Annotated in this window: 14 protein-coding genes; 7 read left to right on the top strand and 7 right to left on the bottom strand. The window is 68.1% G+C overall.

Annotated features, from left to right (window positions below; all coding sequences use genetic code 11):
* Window positions 1-680 (top strand): DUF6456 domain-containing protein (locus tag LC062_RS20535; RefSeq protein ID WP_404829759.1); only part of this gene is annotated, 680 nt, incomplete at its 5' end.
* Window positions 681-700: 20 nt separating this feature from the next.
* Here LC062_RS20535 and LC062_RS20530 read toward each other — a convergent pair.
* The gene (locus tag LC062_RS20530; protein WP_224912979.1) at window positions 701-1,132 is read right to left on the bottom strand and encodes a SufE family protein; all 432 of its coding nucleotides are present in this window, start codon (window positions 1,130-1,132) and stop codon (window positions 701-703) included.
* A gap of 307 nt (window positions 1,133-1,439) precedes the next feature.
* Complete coding sequence (locus LC062_RS20525) at window positions 1,440-1,934, bottom strand: DUF5330 domain-containing protein (RefSeq protein WP_224912976.1); 495 nt, start codon at window positions 1,932-1,934, stop codon at window positions 1,440-1,442.
* A 304-nt stretch (window positions 1,935-2,238) separates the two neighbouring features.
* On the opposite strand from LC062_RS20525, the gene LC062_RS20520 reads away from it, so the two are divergent.
* The 3 genes from LC062_RS20520 (at window position 2,239) to LC062_RS20510 (ending at window position 5,345) form a co-directional block, all read left to right on the top strand.
* Entirely contained in the window at window positions 2,239-4,164 is a 1,926-nt protein-coding gene (locus LC062_RS20520; protein ID WP_224912974.1) for a PAS domain-containing sensor histidine kinase, read from the top strand.
* Window positions 4,165-4,180: 16 nt separating this feature from the next.
* Entirely contained in the window at window positions 4,181-4,936 is a 756-nt protein-coding gene (locus LC062_RS20515; RefSeq protein WP_224912972.1) for a peptidoglycan-binding domain-containing protein, read from the top strand.
* A gap of 61 nt (window positions 4,937-4,997) precedes the next feature.
* The gene (locus LC062_RS20510) at window positions 4,998-5,345 is read left to right on the top strand and encodes a DUF1491 family protein (RefSeq protein ID WP_224912971.1); all 348 of its coding nucleotides are present in this window, start codon (window positions 4,998-5,000) and stop codon (window positions 5,343-5,345) included.
* 27 nt (window positions 5,346-5,372) lie between these two features.
* Here the strand turns inward: LC062_RS20510 and LC062_RS20505 are convergent, their stop codons facing one another.
* A complete protein-coding gene (locus LC062_RS20505) occupies window positions 5,373-6,497 on the bottom strand; it encodes a DUF2336 domain-containing protein (protein WP_224912970.1) in 1,125 nt (374 codons plus the stop codon).
* Between the two features lie 258 nt (window positions 6,498-6,755).
* Between LC062_RS20505 and LC062_RS20500 the strand changes: the two genes are divergently transcribed.
* Together LC062_RS20500 and LC062_RS20495 are read left to right on the top strand one after the other, a co-directional pair.
* Window positions 6,756-6,971, top strand: coding sequence for a hypothetical protein (locus LC062_RS20500; RefSeq protein ID WP_224912969.1), 216 nt, complete (start codon window positions 6,756-6,758; stop codon window positions 6,969-6,971).
* A 97-nt stretch (window positions 6,972-7,068) separates the two neighbouring features.
* Window positions 7,069-7,911: a hypothetical protein gene (locus LC062_RS20495; RefSeq protein WP_224912967.1), complete on the top strand. Its 843-nt coding sequence runs from the start codon at window positions 7,069-7,071 to the stop codon at window positions 7,909-7,911.
* A gap of 54 nt (window positions 7,912-7,965) precedes the next feature.
* Here the strand turns inward: LC062_RS20495 and LC062_RS20490 are convergent, their stop codons facing one another.
* From LC062_RS20490 to LC062_RS20475, 4 genes are all read right to left on the bottom strand, one after another.
* Window positions 7,966-9,294, bottom strand: coding sequence for a class I SAM-dependent methyltransferase (locus LC062_RS20490; RefSeq protein ID WP_224912965.1), 1,329 nt, complete (start codon window positions 9,292-9,294; stop codon window positions 7,966-7,968).
* Window positions 9,295-9,402: 108 nt separating this feature from the next.
* Window positions 9,403-10,161 carry a DUF1254 domain-containing protein gene (locus tag LC062_RS20485; RefSeq protein WP_224912964.1) on the bottom strand — a complete coding sequence of 253 codons (759 nt, stop codon included), beginning with the start codon at window positions 10,159-10,161 and terminating at the stop codon, window positions 9,403-9,405.
* Window positions 10,158-10,817 (bottom strand): DUF1214 domain-containing protein, encoded by a 660-nt coding sequence (locus LC062_RS20480; protein ID WP_224912962.1) that lies wholly within the window; start codon window positions 10,815-10,817, stop codon window positions 10,158-10,160. The genes LC062_RS20485 and LC062_RS20480 overlap by 4 nt, the downstream gene beginning before the upstream one ends.
* Window positions 10,814-13,006 carry a transglycosylase domain-containing protein gene (locus LC062_RS20475; RefSeq protein WP_404829758.1) on the bottom strand — a complete coding sequence of 731 codons (2,193 nt, stop codon included), beginning with the start codon at window positions 13,004-13,006 and terminating at the stop codon, window positions 10,814-10,816. The genes LC062_RS20480 and LC062_RS20475 overlap by 4 nt, the downstream gene beginning before the upstream one ends.
* A gap of 173 nt (window positions 13,007-13,179) precedes the next feature.
* Between LC062_RS20475 and LC062_RS20470 the strand changes: the two genes are divergently transcribed.
* Window positions 13,180-13,698 carry a YcgN family cysteine cluster protein gene (locus LC062_RS20470; protein WP_224912960.1) on the top strand — a complete coding sequence of 173 codons (519 nt, stop codon included), beginning with the start codon at window positions 13,180-13,182 and terminating at the stop codon, window positions 13,696-13,698.
* The last annotated feature ends 18 nt before the right edge of the window (window positions 13,699-13,716 follow it).

The following is a 13,716-nucleotide window of genomic DNA, read 5'->3' as shown; positions in this document are numbered from 1 at the left end:
CCGCAGCCGGACGGGCGGATGCGCGCACCGGCGCACCGCCGGTGCTGACGGTGCCCGCCGCGGGCCTGGGGCAGGGGCTGCGCCGGCAGCTGCTGCGGATGACGGAAGCGGGCACCATCGAGGTCACGGATCTCGGCCGGGCGCGCTTGCGCCGGGCGCTTGCCGGGGAGGATGGCTTTCGCGCCCAGCATCAGGCGCGCGGGCTGCGCCGGGATCGCGCGCGGGACGGCAGCGTTGAGGTGATGAATGTCAATCACGCGGAAAGCCCGCTTGCCTGGCTGCGCACCCGGCGGACCCGCGACGGCAAGGCGTTTTTGAACGCGGAGCAGTTCGAGGCCGGCGAACGGCTGCGGGCCGATCATACCTTCGGTCAGATTGCCCCGGGCCTGGCCGCCCCGGCCTGGCAGACGCTGGCAACGGGCGCGACCGGAGGTGGCTCCCGGCGCGGCGGCATCGGCGAATTGACCGACGCGGTGATGGCGGCGCGGCAGCGGATGGAGCGGGCGCTTGACGCCGTCGGACCGGAGCTCTCCGGCGTGCTGGTCGACGTCTGCTGCCTGCTGAAGGGGGTGGAGACGGTCGAACGGGAACGCGGATGGCCGGCGCGCTCGGCCAAGGTGATCTTGGCCATCGGCCTTAGCCGGCTGGCCCGGCACTACGGGCTGGGTTGCGGTCGGTAGGATCCGCCACTGAGTAAAGCTCAGGCCTGGGCAAGCACCGAGCGGGCATCGGCCTTGATCGATTCGACCATGGATTTGAGGCCGTTCGAGCGCTGTGGCGTCAGGTGTTCCTTCAGGCCGATCCGGGCGAAGATCGCGTCGACATCGGTCTCGGCGATTTCCTGCGCCGTGCGACCGGAGAACATGGCGAGCACGATGGCGACCAGTCCCTTGACGATATGCGCATCGCTGTCGCCGGCATAGACCAGTACCGGTGCGCCGTTCGGATCGCGCTCCACGGATTTGGTCAGCCACACCTGGGAGACGCAGCCGCGGATCTTGTTGGCCTCGGTGCGCTCTTCGTCCGGGAACGGCGGCAGCATCCGTCCCAGCTCGATGACGTATTTGTAGCGGTCTTCCCAGTCATCGAGAAAGGCGAAGTCGTCGAGGATGCTGTCGAGGGTCGAGGTCATGGCCGCCATATGCTGCTCAAGGGTTATCACCCGTGACATATAGAACGGAGAGGCGGCGGGGGAAACCGTGCATCGCCCAAGGCGGGCGGACCGGGGGCGGCGGCGCTGCGGCGTGGTGTCGCGAAAAAGAAAAAGCCGCAGGCGGTATTGGGCAGCAGCCCGCCTGCGGCTGGCGGGACAGGCCCGCCAAGGTGTTGGCGCGAAAGACAATCGCGTGGTCTGGAAAACAACCGCCAGACCGCCGGTGTTCGGATGCCGGGCCGGGGTCGCTGGGTGGGGGCGACATCATCCGGCCTGGCGAAAAAGATCAGGCGGGGCCGTTGCCCCGGATCGGCTTTGGCTGGGGCAGGGCGGTCGGGACGGCGCCGCCGCGGGCACTGAGCCGGGTGGCGAGTTGCCCGCCAGTGGGGGTCGCGCCAGTGTCGGTCGCACCAGTGTCGGCCTGTGGCGCGAGGCCTTGCGAGGCCGCCGTCTGCGCGTCGCCGGTCCAGGCCGGGGTGCGGTCCGCCGCCGTCAGCGTGCCGGTGCTGGCCGCCGTCTCGTCTTCCTCCAGGTATTCGTAGATCATCTGCGCGCTGACCTTGGCCTTGGCACCAATACGGGCGATGGCCTGACCACCGGTCTCGCAGGTCTCCGGGTTGCGCTCGCAGAAACCGGAGAGGTCGCTGATCGTCGATTGCGCGGCGAAGAACGCCTGAACCGGCGAGACGCCGCCGACCTGCGATTCGTCGCTTCCGGTGTCGATCGGCAGGAGCAGGAGCACCAGCCCGATCCAGAATGCCGTTCTGAGAAGAAAGAACATGACAGCCGCCCTTGTAGATATCGTTCTGTCGGCTCCGGTCGCCGGCCATGCGGTCGCCGGAGCGCGTTATGGGACAAGCCTAGCAAGGAGGTTCGAACGCCCGGTTGCGAGGACAAAGCGCATTTTCATCAAGTTCGAGGCGAATTTGACGAAAATTTGCGTCAAATTTTAATCGAGTTGGAAACCTCTCGGGATGCCCGGAGGAACCGGCCGGGTGCCGCCGTTTCATGGTTCCTTAAACCGTTCCTGTGACGATGGGGGACGGTTTGGCTAACAGGCGGCAGGCGTGCCGGGACATAAGAAAATGATGCCAGAATTGCGGGAGACCCTCGGGCCGGTGAGCCGATATGTGGATGCCTTGGTGCATCCCTCGGCAGCGGACGCGCGGGCATTCCATCGTCATCGCACCTTCATTCGCGACCACCTTGCCTGTGGCATGCTGGCGCTTGCGCTGCTGCCGCTGATGCTGGCCTTTGGCGGGGCGGTGACGCTGTTCTTCACGCTGATTCTCGCCTGGCTGACCGCGCATCTTCCGCTGGCCATGTATGTTTCGCGCACCGGTGCCCATGACCGCGCCCAGGTGATGTCGGCGACCCTGTTCGCCGGGCTGTTCACCGCCCTTGCCGGGCTCACTGGCGGGCTCGCCTCGCCGCTGCTGCCCTTCGTGATTCTCGCACCGGTGGAGGCTGCCGTCGCCGGATCGCGCAAGGCCATCGCCGCGACCGTCTTGCTGGTCGGCGGGCTGGTGGCGCTGCTGGCCGGTCTCGGTAGCCAGGGGCTGGTTGGGCCGCTCGCGACCGCGCCGATTGCCGGCTGGGTGCCGGTCGAAGCCGTCGGCGGCGGGCTCGCGCTGCTGTATGCGGCCATGCTGGCCGCCCGTTTCCAGGCCGATGCCCGCCATCAGGCGAAGCTCCTGCGCCGCGAGGAAGAGAAATACGGCCTGGTCGCCGCCAGTGTCGCCGATGCGATCTCGGTGCATGACAGCGCCGGCAAGGTGCTGTTCGCGACCCCGCCGGCGCGCAGCATCATCGGTGCCGCCCGGGCGGAAATCCTCGGCGATGGCCTGTTCCAGCGCATCCACGTGGCCGACCGGCCGGCCTATCTGAAGACCCTGTCGGACACCCTTTCCGATGGCCAAACGCGCGTCTTGGAGCTGCGGGTGCGTCGCGGCGAGGCCCGTCCCGGCGAAACCGGCATGGCGGAGTACGGCTGGCTGGAACTGGTCTGCCGCAACCAGAGCGCGGCGGAGGGGCTGGAAGGCGGGCGGATCGTCTGCGTCTTGCGCGACATCTCCCGGCGCAAGCAGGCGGAAGAAGAACTGAGCGCCGCCCGGGCCGAGGCGGAAAGTGCCAATCTGGCGAAGTCGCGCTTCCTGGCGACGGTCAGCCACGAATTGCGCACGCCGCTCAATGCGATCATCGGCTTCTCCGACCTGATGCGCAAACTGCCGGAAACGGCGGCGGATCCGGAGCGGGTGCGCGAATATGCCGGGTTGATCCACCAGTCCGGAGATCACCTGCTGCAGGTGGTCAACGACATGCTCGACATGACGCGGATCGAGACCGGGCAAGCGCAGGCGATTGCCGAGCCGTTCGACATCCGCTCCTGCCTCGATGGCTGCCGCCGGATGATGGAACCGCAGGCGCAGAAGGCGGGGGTGCGGCTGAGCTGCGACGTGCCGCTGGCAATCGGCAGCTTCACCGCCGATGCAAGGGCCTGCCGGCAGATCGCCCTCAATCTGATTTCCAACGCCCTGAAATTCACGCCCTCCGGCGGGCGGGCGGTGATCTTCGCCCGGCTCGAAGGTGAAGGGCTGGCCTTCGGTCTGCGCGACACCGGGGCCGGAATCGCCCCGGAAGATACCCAGCGGGTACAATTGCCCTTCGTTCAGGGAAGCAGCGGCACGGCCCGCGCCCATGAGGGCTCCGGCCTCGGCCTGGCGGTGGTGAAGGGGTTGGCGGAGCTTCAGGGCGGGCGCATGACCCTGGAAAGCCGACTGGGCGAGGGGACAACGGTCACCGTGTATTTGCCGCGCCGTGCCGCCACGGCCCACCAGGCCGCCGCGGTTCCGTCAATCGCCGACATCGACGCGGCCGTCTCGCACCTGCCGTTCGGGGAGACGTCCAAGGACTTGTCCGATACCAGGAAAGCGGACAGGAAAGCGGGCACGGAAGCAGGCAAGGACACCGGCCCGTGCGACCATCACACCGCCTTGCAGAAGATCGCATGAGCCGGGAGAGCCTGCCATGAGCCGCGCGCAGCGAAAGGCGCCACGGCGAAAGACGTCAGCAGCCAAGCCCGAGCCCTCCGGGCTGGGGGCGATGGCGCTCGACAATCCGGTGGCCGCCGGCGGCTGGCTGGTGATGGTGCTGACCGGCTGCCTGATCATCGCCAATGCGACGGCGTTTCAGTCCGGGCCGCATCCAGCGCCGCTTTTTGCCACCCGCAAGGCCGCACCGCCACCCGCGCCGGCGCTGACCCCGGCGGAGGAGCGGGCGCGGGCAAGCGAACGGGTGTTGGTCCGCGACGTCCAGGTGGAGCTGCGCCGCCTCGGCATCTATGAAGGCTCGCTCGACGGGCTCAAGGGACCGGCGACGGATCGGGCGGTGCGCGCCTATCAGCGCAGTCGCGGCCTGAGGGAGACTGGCCAGATCGATGAAGGACTGCTGGCGCGGTTGGCGATGGATACGGGCAGCGGTGCACCGGGAGCCGGCCTGCCGCCCGTGCCGGTCCCTCCGCCCGAGCCGCCGGCGGCGCACCAGCAGGCGAGCACCGCGGGGGAGGCCGCTCTGTCGGGCGAACGGGCCCAGGTGGCGCGCATCCAGGCGGCGTTGGTCCGGCTCGGCTATGGTCCACTGGATGTCGACGGCTATCCGGGGGAGCAGACTGCCAATGCCATTCGCCGCTTCGAGCTCGATCGGGGCAAGCCGATTACCGGAGCGCTCTCTTCCTCGCTGGTCTCAGAGATTGAAAAGGCGACAGGGCGACCGCTCGGCGGCTGACCCTGGCAGCCTCGCTTCAAGCCCCGCCACATTCCCCCGACGAACCGCCGCAGGAGCACCCATGCGTCTGACCTCCGAATTCTGGGTTTCCGCGCTGATCCGCCGCTGCTTTGCGGAAAACGCCTATGCCGGCCTGATCGCCCGCGGCGCGACGGAAGCCGGTGCGATCTATATCGTCGTCGATCGGCTTGATGGCCGGTTCGACCTTTACGGCCCGGCGCCGCAGTCGTTTTTCGGAGACACCAGTGGCGGCGAGCGGCTGTTCGAACCGCTGCTGTCGCTGGCGGATCGCGAGGCGGTGGACGCGCGGCTTGCCAGCGACCGGCGCATGGATCCGGATGTTTGGATCGTCGAGGTCGAGGACCGCGAGGGCCGGGTGTTCTGGAACGTGGCCGCCAGCGGGGACTGATCCCGCGCTGCCTGGGAATGCGGTGCGTCAGCCGGCTTCGCGGCGGGAGGGGGCGAGCGTGCGGTCCTGCGACGAACGGCGGGTGCCGCTCTTGGCAACCGTCGGCCGTTCCGCCTGAGAGAGCCCGTCATAGACCGGCGCATGCACGGCTTGTTGGGCCGGCTGGGCGCTTTTGCGCTCGCGGCCCGACTGCCATTCGTGGATCAGGAACATGGCGGCGCGCGGAGTGATCGAGTTCAGCAGCGCGAGCAGATCGCGCAGCTCGGCAAGCGGCCGGCGCTGACCGAGCAGCCGCACCAGAATACGTCCACCATCGGCATCGCTGGTGCCGAGCGCGCGCAGGCAGACCACCAACGGCTCTCCGCCCGGGTCGTCGACGATCCGGGCCGCCGCCTCCGCCGGAATGTCCAGCGTGTAGGCGAGATGGGCGGCGAACACCGCCGCCCCGCCATTGAGCGCCGCCTCCACCAGATGCTTCAGCACCTCCGGTTTGAACGCGGCATTGAGCACCCGGGGATCCTGGCGCTTGACCAGTTCCGACAGGGTGCGGGCCTCGGCGGCGGCAATCGCCTCCAGCCGCCCGGCGTGGTCGAGATCGAGAAACAGCGCGAACAGTTGCGTCGAGGGCAGCGCCTTGCGGCGGGCAAGCAGATCCGCCAGCGCGCGCATGACCTCCTTGCGATCGGACAGGGCGGCCAGCGCGTCATCGTCCAGGGCCTCGGGCGCGCGGGTGAGCAGCGCGCGCAAGGTGTCGGCGTCGGCGAAATGAAACAATGCGGTCACCGCGTCCCGGGAAAGGTCCGGCCGGGCCGCGACGATCGCCCGCAGGCGCTCCGGGCCGCGGGCGATGCGCCGCACCAGATCCGGGCCGGAGAGCGGCGCGACTGCCGTCAGCGCCAGGGCGGCGACATCCTCATTGGCGTCGGCGATGAGCAGCGCCAGACAGGCCGGCGGCGTGTGCGGATAGGGGGCGAGCGTTTCGGCGATGCGCAGCCGGTCCGCATCGGGTGTGGCCGGCAGAAGCTGGCGAAACAGCTCGGCGAAGATGCGCGCTTCCGGTCCGTCATGGCTGGAGGTGGTGGCGAACAGCTCGCTGGCCGCCAGCAACACGCGATCCTTGCGATTTCGGTCCGTTTCCAGGGACAGATCCACGACACCGTCCAATGACTTGTAAGAGGATTTCGACACGGCCCGACTTGTACGCTACGCAAGGGCGAGAACAGCGCCCAGGAACTCTTCTGACCGCAGCCGCTCAGAACGATGCGGCCCGTTGCATCAAATTGGCAAAAAACCGTTAGCAACTTGTTAACCCCGGTTCTGGCCTACTAACCCTACGGCAGATGGTTTCGCGTGACCTGCCAGGGGTCAGGAACGGCACGGTGCCGCTCCTCGGGGCTCATGGAGGATGCAATGGGTACCGTGCTGAGCTTTTCGACCGCTCCCCGGTCAAAACGCCGGACATGCCGGCAAACCGCCTACAGCCGCACCGCGCGGGGCGAGGTGATTATCTTTCCCGGGATCCGGATGGAGCGTCATTCCCTTGATCTTGGCGCGCGAATCGGGCGCAAAGTCGATGGTGGCCTGATCGGGGCCGCCGACCGTGATCACCCGGGCCGTTCGATCTGACGGCAGGGACCCGTTCCGGCTGGTGGCCGGGAGGCCGTGGCACTGGCAATGGGCCGGGAACAGGCCCGACTCGGGCCGGAAACGGGAAAGACGCGGATTGACCATCGAGGGATTTCGACATCGGGCGCCGGCATCGCACGGCCGGCGCGGATCGCTGGTGATCCTGGCGCTGGTGTCCGCGCTCTTGGCCGGATGCAGCAGGCCCACGGGCGATTTCGATCGGGCGGCGCCGTCGGTGGTGCATGACAAGCTGATGCCGGCCGCTGGGGCGGAGCTGGCCACCAATCGCGGCGAACCGGTCTCGCGCTTCAACCTGACCGACGACGAGCAGGAGCTGCGCGACCGGGCCTGGACCCTGATCCGCCCACCTTCGTCCCGGGACTGGATCGAGGGGAGCCGCACCGAACTGATGCGCACGCGCATCCTGCCGGAAACCTCGGGCCGGATCGACCCGATGCGCTATTACGACTTCCTGCGCTCCGACCGCTATGCGTCCAGCCAGGTTCGCTATGACCGGGTGGCCGCCGATGCCACCGGCGACGCGGCGCTGGTCGATCCCTTCTGCAAGGTGGCGCTCAGGGTAGCCAAGGCCGATCAGGAGCGTCTGCGGGCGCTCGGCCGGCGCGATATTTCCACCCGGGAGGAACTGGCGGGAGCCCAGGCTCGGGTCTGGGAAAACAAGCGCATGACCGAATGGGCCGGCCATGCCCTGCGCTTCCGTCTCGTCTCCTATCGCAAGGCCATCGACGCGCTGGAGATCGAAACTCCGTCCGGTGACAAGGTCTGGGATGCCAATGTCGCCTGGAAGCGGCTCGCGGCGGAGGTGGTGCGCCTGGAAAAGGGCTGCGACGTCAGCAACCGCTATGGTCAGGACACACCGCTGCGCCGGTCGCGGATCTATTCCAACTGGGGCACCGAGCGTCCGCCGCTGCAAAAGTGACCGTCGCTGTCTCTGGCGCTCCTGTCCGGGGTGCCCCTGTCGCCGGCGGGCGTGTCAGCGGTAGAGGTCGGCGCGGCTGAGCGGCACCGGCGGATGGCCCTTGGCCGATTTGCCCGCCAGCGTCTGGTAGATCCGCGCCGAGCCCCGGTGGAAGGTGAGGGCGCAGCCACCCAGATAGGCGACCCAGAGCCGGTAGAGTTCCGGCCCGACCATCTCCTCCGCCTCCTGGCGCCGGGCGGTCAGCCGGTCGCACCAGATCTGCGTGGTCTTCTCGTAGTGCGGCCGCCAGTTCTCGACGTCATGCACTTCGAAGCCGACCCGCTCCATCTGCGCCACCGTGTGGCCGATGTCGTCGAGCTCGCCGCCGGGAAAGATGTATTTCTGCAGGGCCCGCTGTTCCGGCCGCTTGATCAGCCGACGTTTCTTTCCCTTGGCCCGCCGGGAAATGGCATGGTTCAGGAACAGCCCGTCCTCGGCAAGCAGCCCGCGCACGGTGCCGAAATAGGTGGGGATGTTGGCAAGGCCGATGTGTTCGTACATGCCCACCGACACGATCTTGTCGAACTGGCCGGAAAGGTCGCGGTAGTCGCGCAGCTCGAAGGTCACCCGGTCGGCGATGCCAAGGCGCTCCGCCTTCGCCTGGGCGAAGGCAAGCTGCTCCTCCGACAGGGTGACGCCATGGCCAATGACGCCATGGTTCTGCACCGCATGGCACAACAGCCCGCCCCAGCCACAGCCGATGTCGAGCAGCCTTTCGCCGGGGCGCAGCCGCAGCTTGCGGCAGATCATTTCCAGCTTCGCCGCCTGAGCCGCGTCGAGCGTGGTGTCCTCGGTCGGGAAATAGGCGCAGGAATACTGCATCTGCGGGTCGAGGAAGAGCTGGTAGAAGTCGTTGCCGACATCATAGTGAAAGCCGATGAAGCGCTTGTTGTCGCTCTTCACCCGCTTGTGGCCATCGGCCTTGCCACCAGAAAAACCCCGGGTTTCGTCCGGCGAGATGCCGCGTGCGGTCAAAAGCGGCCAGATCGTCTTCAGCAGCTCCATCTTGCCGATCCGGCGCAAGCGGCGGCGGGCGGCCTTGTCGATGGCATAGGGCGCGCCGATGTCGATGATGGTGCCGCCTTCGATGTCGATATGCCCATGGGCATAGTGCCGGATCAGCCGGTCGAGCGAGGGGCGGCGCAGCAGCGAGGGCAGGACCCCGGGCTCATTCAGCGCGACGGTCAGCCCAGGCTTGACCGCATTGCCGAGCGGCTCCACCGTGCCATCCCACAGGCGCACCGAGAAATGCGCGTCGAGATGCGGACGCATCAGGGCAATGGCCCGGCGCACTGTCTCGGCAAGGCGCGCATCGCGCGGGTCCGTCTTGATCGCCTGGGTCACGCCATACCTCATGCTCTGCGTTGCGCCCGCCCTGCCGGAGCTTCGGAGCCGGGGCGAATCTGGCGGCAATTTGCACCGCCGGGCGCCGTCCGGCAACCGTGGATGGGGCTACTGGCCGGCGGGTGTCGTGCCGGTCGCAGCCGGGAGGGTGACGATCACGCCGCTTTCCTCAAGGCCGGTGCAGCGGGCGGCCGCGAGCGCCTCTTCGGTGATCGCGCGGCGCACCGGATCGCCGCCGAAGGCCCGGAGCAGCGCATAGCCCCGGTCTTCCGCGGTTTCGATGACGATCATGTCTTCAAGGCCGATGGGCGGGTTTTCCCGCACCTGGCTGAGCTGAGCGCTTGTCAGCACCAGAACGTCGAGCGTGCCGCCATTGCCGGAGGTGCGGTCGTTGAGACTGTAGATCGCCTCGCCCTGGGCGTTGAACAGGGCGAAGGACCAGAACGGCGGGGGCAGGGCCGCCATGATTCGCACCGGCCCGGTGTCGAGATCGAACCGGCAGGCGGCATGCAGCATCTGCGGATCGAGCAGCGGCAGCGGCTCGGCGCCCGGCAGGCTGTCGGGCAGGCGGTTGAAGCTGCCATCTGGACCGAACTCGGCGACGCGCGCATGGGCGGTCTGGTGCACCATCGACGGCACCCGCATCACCACCAGGATGTGAATGATGCCGCCGAGAAACAGACCCGCGAGGAGGACAAGGCCCCAACGTGCCAGGGTCAGCCCATCGGGGCGGGAAAGACGCGGGCGGCGCAAGGGCCGGAAACTGGGAGAAACCCGCCCGAGCGAAACGCGAGGAAGGGTCAGGTTGGGAAGGGGCAGGCGGGGGAGGGACAGGCGCAGGCGCTGCGCCAGGGCTGGAAGCCTCATTGGCAGGTCTCCCGGCGGATCACAGGCATCGGCACGTTGGCAACGCCGGTGCCGGTGGTCAGCGGCGTATCGTAAAGCCGCAGCGCGAACACCAGCCCGCCGGCATCGCGCGCGGTCGCCAGCCAGTTGCCGGCACGGGCCTCGGCGGCGGCGGTGATGCGGAAGCTGCCGTCCGGCCGGCGCAGCATCTGCCGGCTGTTGAGGCCGGGGCGCGGCGTCACCGTCTCCACGAGTTTCAAATCGTCATCGAGGGCGGTCAGCGTCCACAGCCGGGCCGGGGCGGCCTGTCCTTCGATCACATATTCGCAGCGCGGGCTGAGCTCCGCGCCCGTGCTGTCCGTTCTGGCGAGGAAGATCAGTCCCTCGCCATTGGCCAGCGGCACCCGGCCGGTGCGGGCATGCATGGCGGCGGAATAGGGATCGGCCTCGCGGGTGCCCTCGGTCGGCCGGGCTTCCCACACGCCCAGCGTCAGCGCGTCGAACCGCCCGCCCTTGTCGATGGCGAGGAAGGCGCTGCCAAGCCCCGAGACAAGGGCGATGGCGCAGAGGACGGCAAGCCGGGCGGCCATCCGCCGCCGGCGTGGCCGCAGCAGCGCGGGCAGCGGATCGGGGCGAAGGCCGTCGGTCTCCGGATTGCTGGGCAGCGTCAGGGTCACTGGGATACCGGTCCTTCGCCAACCTTGGCCGCCGGAGCCTCGGCGCGCTTGCCGATGGCATCGAGCCGGGCGCCGATGTCCTTCAGCACCGAGATCGACTGTTCGCGCAGGAGTCGGGGGCGGCCGGCACCCTGGGTGCCGTCACCGGCGAGCAACTGTTCCTCCGCCGAGCGCGGCGGCCGGTCGACACCGGGCAGTGGCTTCAGCTCGACGCCCTGATGAGCGTATTCCATGATCGACTGCCAGGTCATCGCCGGCAGGCTGCCGCCGGTCATCCGACCGGTGGAGCTGAAATCGTCGTTGCCGAACCAGACGGCGGCGGCGTAATTGCCGGTGTAGCCGACGAACCAGCCGTCGCGATAGGCCTGGGTGGTGCCGGTCTTGCCGGCGGCGGTGACCCCGTCGATGCGGGCGCGCCGGCCGGTGCCGCGCTCCACCACATTGACCAGCACCTCGTTCATCTCCGCCGCCTTTTCCTCCGGCATCACCCGCTGGCGCGGACCGCGCCCGGCGGCGGTCTCATAGATGGTCGCGCCGGAGGAGTTCTTGATTTCCAGGATCGCGGTTGGTGTCACCTTGTAGCCGCCGCTGGCGAAGGAGGCATAGGCCGCGCTCATGTCGATGATCCGCACCTCGGCGACGCCAAGGGGCAGGGCACGGGTGATCTTGAGTTCGCTGGTGAGGCCCATGGCATGGGCTGCCTCGACGATCTTGTCGCGGCCGATGGCCTGGGCCAGTCGCACCGGAATGGTGTTGATCGACTTGGTCAGCGCGGTCTTCAAGGTCACCGCGCCGGCATAGCCGCGCGAATAGTTGCGCGGGCTCCAGCCGCCGATGGAGATCGGCGCGTCCGGCACCACCGATTTCGGCGAATAGCCGTTCATGAAGGCGGCGATATAGACGAAGGGTTTGAACGCGGAACCGGGCTGACGCAGGGCGTCGGCGGCGCGGTTGAACTGGCTGGCGCCATAGTCCTTGCCGCCGACCATCGCCCGCACCGCGCCGGTCTCCGGCACCACCACCGCCACCGCCGCTTCCTCCACCCGGTAGCGCTGGCCATGCTGGCGCAGGCTGGACAGGATCGCCCGTTCCGCCTGCCGCTGCAGGCCCGGGTCAAGCGAGCTGCGCACGGTCAGGATGCGGTCGCGGGTCAGGTCCGGCCGGGTCCGGGCCAGCTCCTTGAGCTGATCGAAGGCGTAGTCGAGGAAATGGTCGGGCGAGCGGTGGTCGCTGCGGTCGATCGCCACTGCCGGATTGCGCCGGGCGCCGATCACCTGGCCCTCGGTCATGAAGCCGGCCTGTACCATGTTGGTCAGCACCTCGTTGGCGCGGGCGCGGGCGGCCGGCAGATCGACATGGGGCGCGTATTTGCTCGGCGCCTTGAACAGGCCCGCCAGCATCGCCGCTTCGGCGAGGCTCAGCTCGCGCACGTTCTTGCCGAAATAGAACTCCGAGGCCGCCGCCACGCCAAAGGTGCCGCCGCCCATGTAGGCGCGGTCGAGATAGAGCTTGAGGATCTCGCGCTTGGTCAGGTTCATTTCCAGCCACAGCGCCAGAAAGGCCTCGTTGATCTTGCGCTTCAAGGTGCGCTCGTTCGTCAGGAACAGGTTCTTGGCAAGCTGCTGGGTCAGCGACGAGCCGCCCTGGACCACGGTGCGCGCCCGCACGTTCTCCACCATGGCGCGGAAGGTGCCGAGCACGTCGATGCCGAAATGGTGGAAGAAACGCCGGTCTTCGGTCGCCAGCGCCGCCTTGATCAGGTGGTCGGGAATCTCGGCCAGCGGTATCGTGTCGTTGAGCAGAATGCCCCGGTGGCCGATCTCGTTGCCGAACCGGTCGAGGAAGGTGACGGAGAAATCGTCGGTGGTGCGCCAGTCGGCCCGGTTGGTCTGTTGGAAGGCGTCCTGGGCAAGGGCCAGCATGAGAATCAGCCCAAGCACGCCGAAGGTTACCGCATCGGAGGCCAGCTCGGCGGCGATCCGCCCCGGACCGCGCACCCGGAATCGGCGCAGCCAGGCGGAATAGCGCTCGCCGGCAAGCCGCAGGCCGGAGAAGCTGCGCCACAACAGGGTGTCGACAAAGGCATCGACCGACAGGAGCCGCGCACGCAAGCCCCGGCGGCCGGAGCCCTCCGGCGCGCCCGTGTCTTCTGGCGGGGTTCCTTCGGGATCGAAGGATCTCTGGTTCACCTTGACCGTCCGTTCTGCTATGGCGCTCAGGCAAGCGCATGAGGAGCGGGCCGGCGCCAACCTTCCCCCGCACCGATCGCAAGGCTTGTTTTAATCCCGATCGACCACATGATTCAAGAAATCCCGCCAGCGCGAGGCCCGACGACGGACCAAGGGCGGGAGAGGACGAGACCATGACCGCCAGCGACGACAGCACGACCCTTCCCGGCGGCGAGACGGCGGAGCCGTCCGCCGAGGCGCTGCCGTTCTGGCGCCGCAAGACCCTGGCCGAACTGTCGGCGACGGAATGGGAATCCCTGTGCGACGGCTGCGGCCGCTGCTGCCTCAACAAGCTGGAGGACTGGGACACCGGCGAGATTGTCTGGACCTCGCTGAGCTGCACCTTGTTCGACGAGGAAAGCTGCCGCTGCCGGGACTATGACAACCGGCTGGAAAAGGTGCCGGACTGCCTGCCGCTGACGCCGGAAACCGTGCCGGGCCTGAGCTGGTTGCCGCCGACCTGTGGCTACCGGCTGATGGCCGAGGGACGCGATCTCTACTGGTGGCACCCGCTGGTCTCGGGCGATCCCGAAAGCGTCCACGCCGCCGGCATTTCCGTGCGCGGCCGGGTGTTCCCCGAAGACGGTATCCCGCTGGAAGACTATGAGAATTTCCTCGCCGACTGGCCCGGCGAGAACCCGATGGAGGGGTGAATGGAGTTTCCAGGGAGT

The organism is Stappia indica (assembly GCF_020177335.1).
GTDB classification, from domain to species: Bacteria; Pseudomonadota; Alphaproteobacteria; order Rhizobiales; family Stappiaceae; genus Stappia; species Stappia indica_B.
Note: the sequence above shows the minus strand (reverse complement) of the source record. Positions and strands in the feature narration are given on the sequence as shown.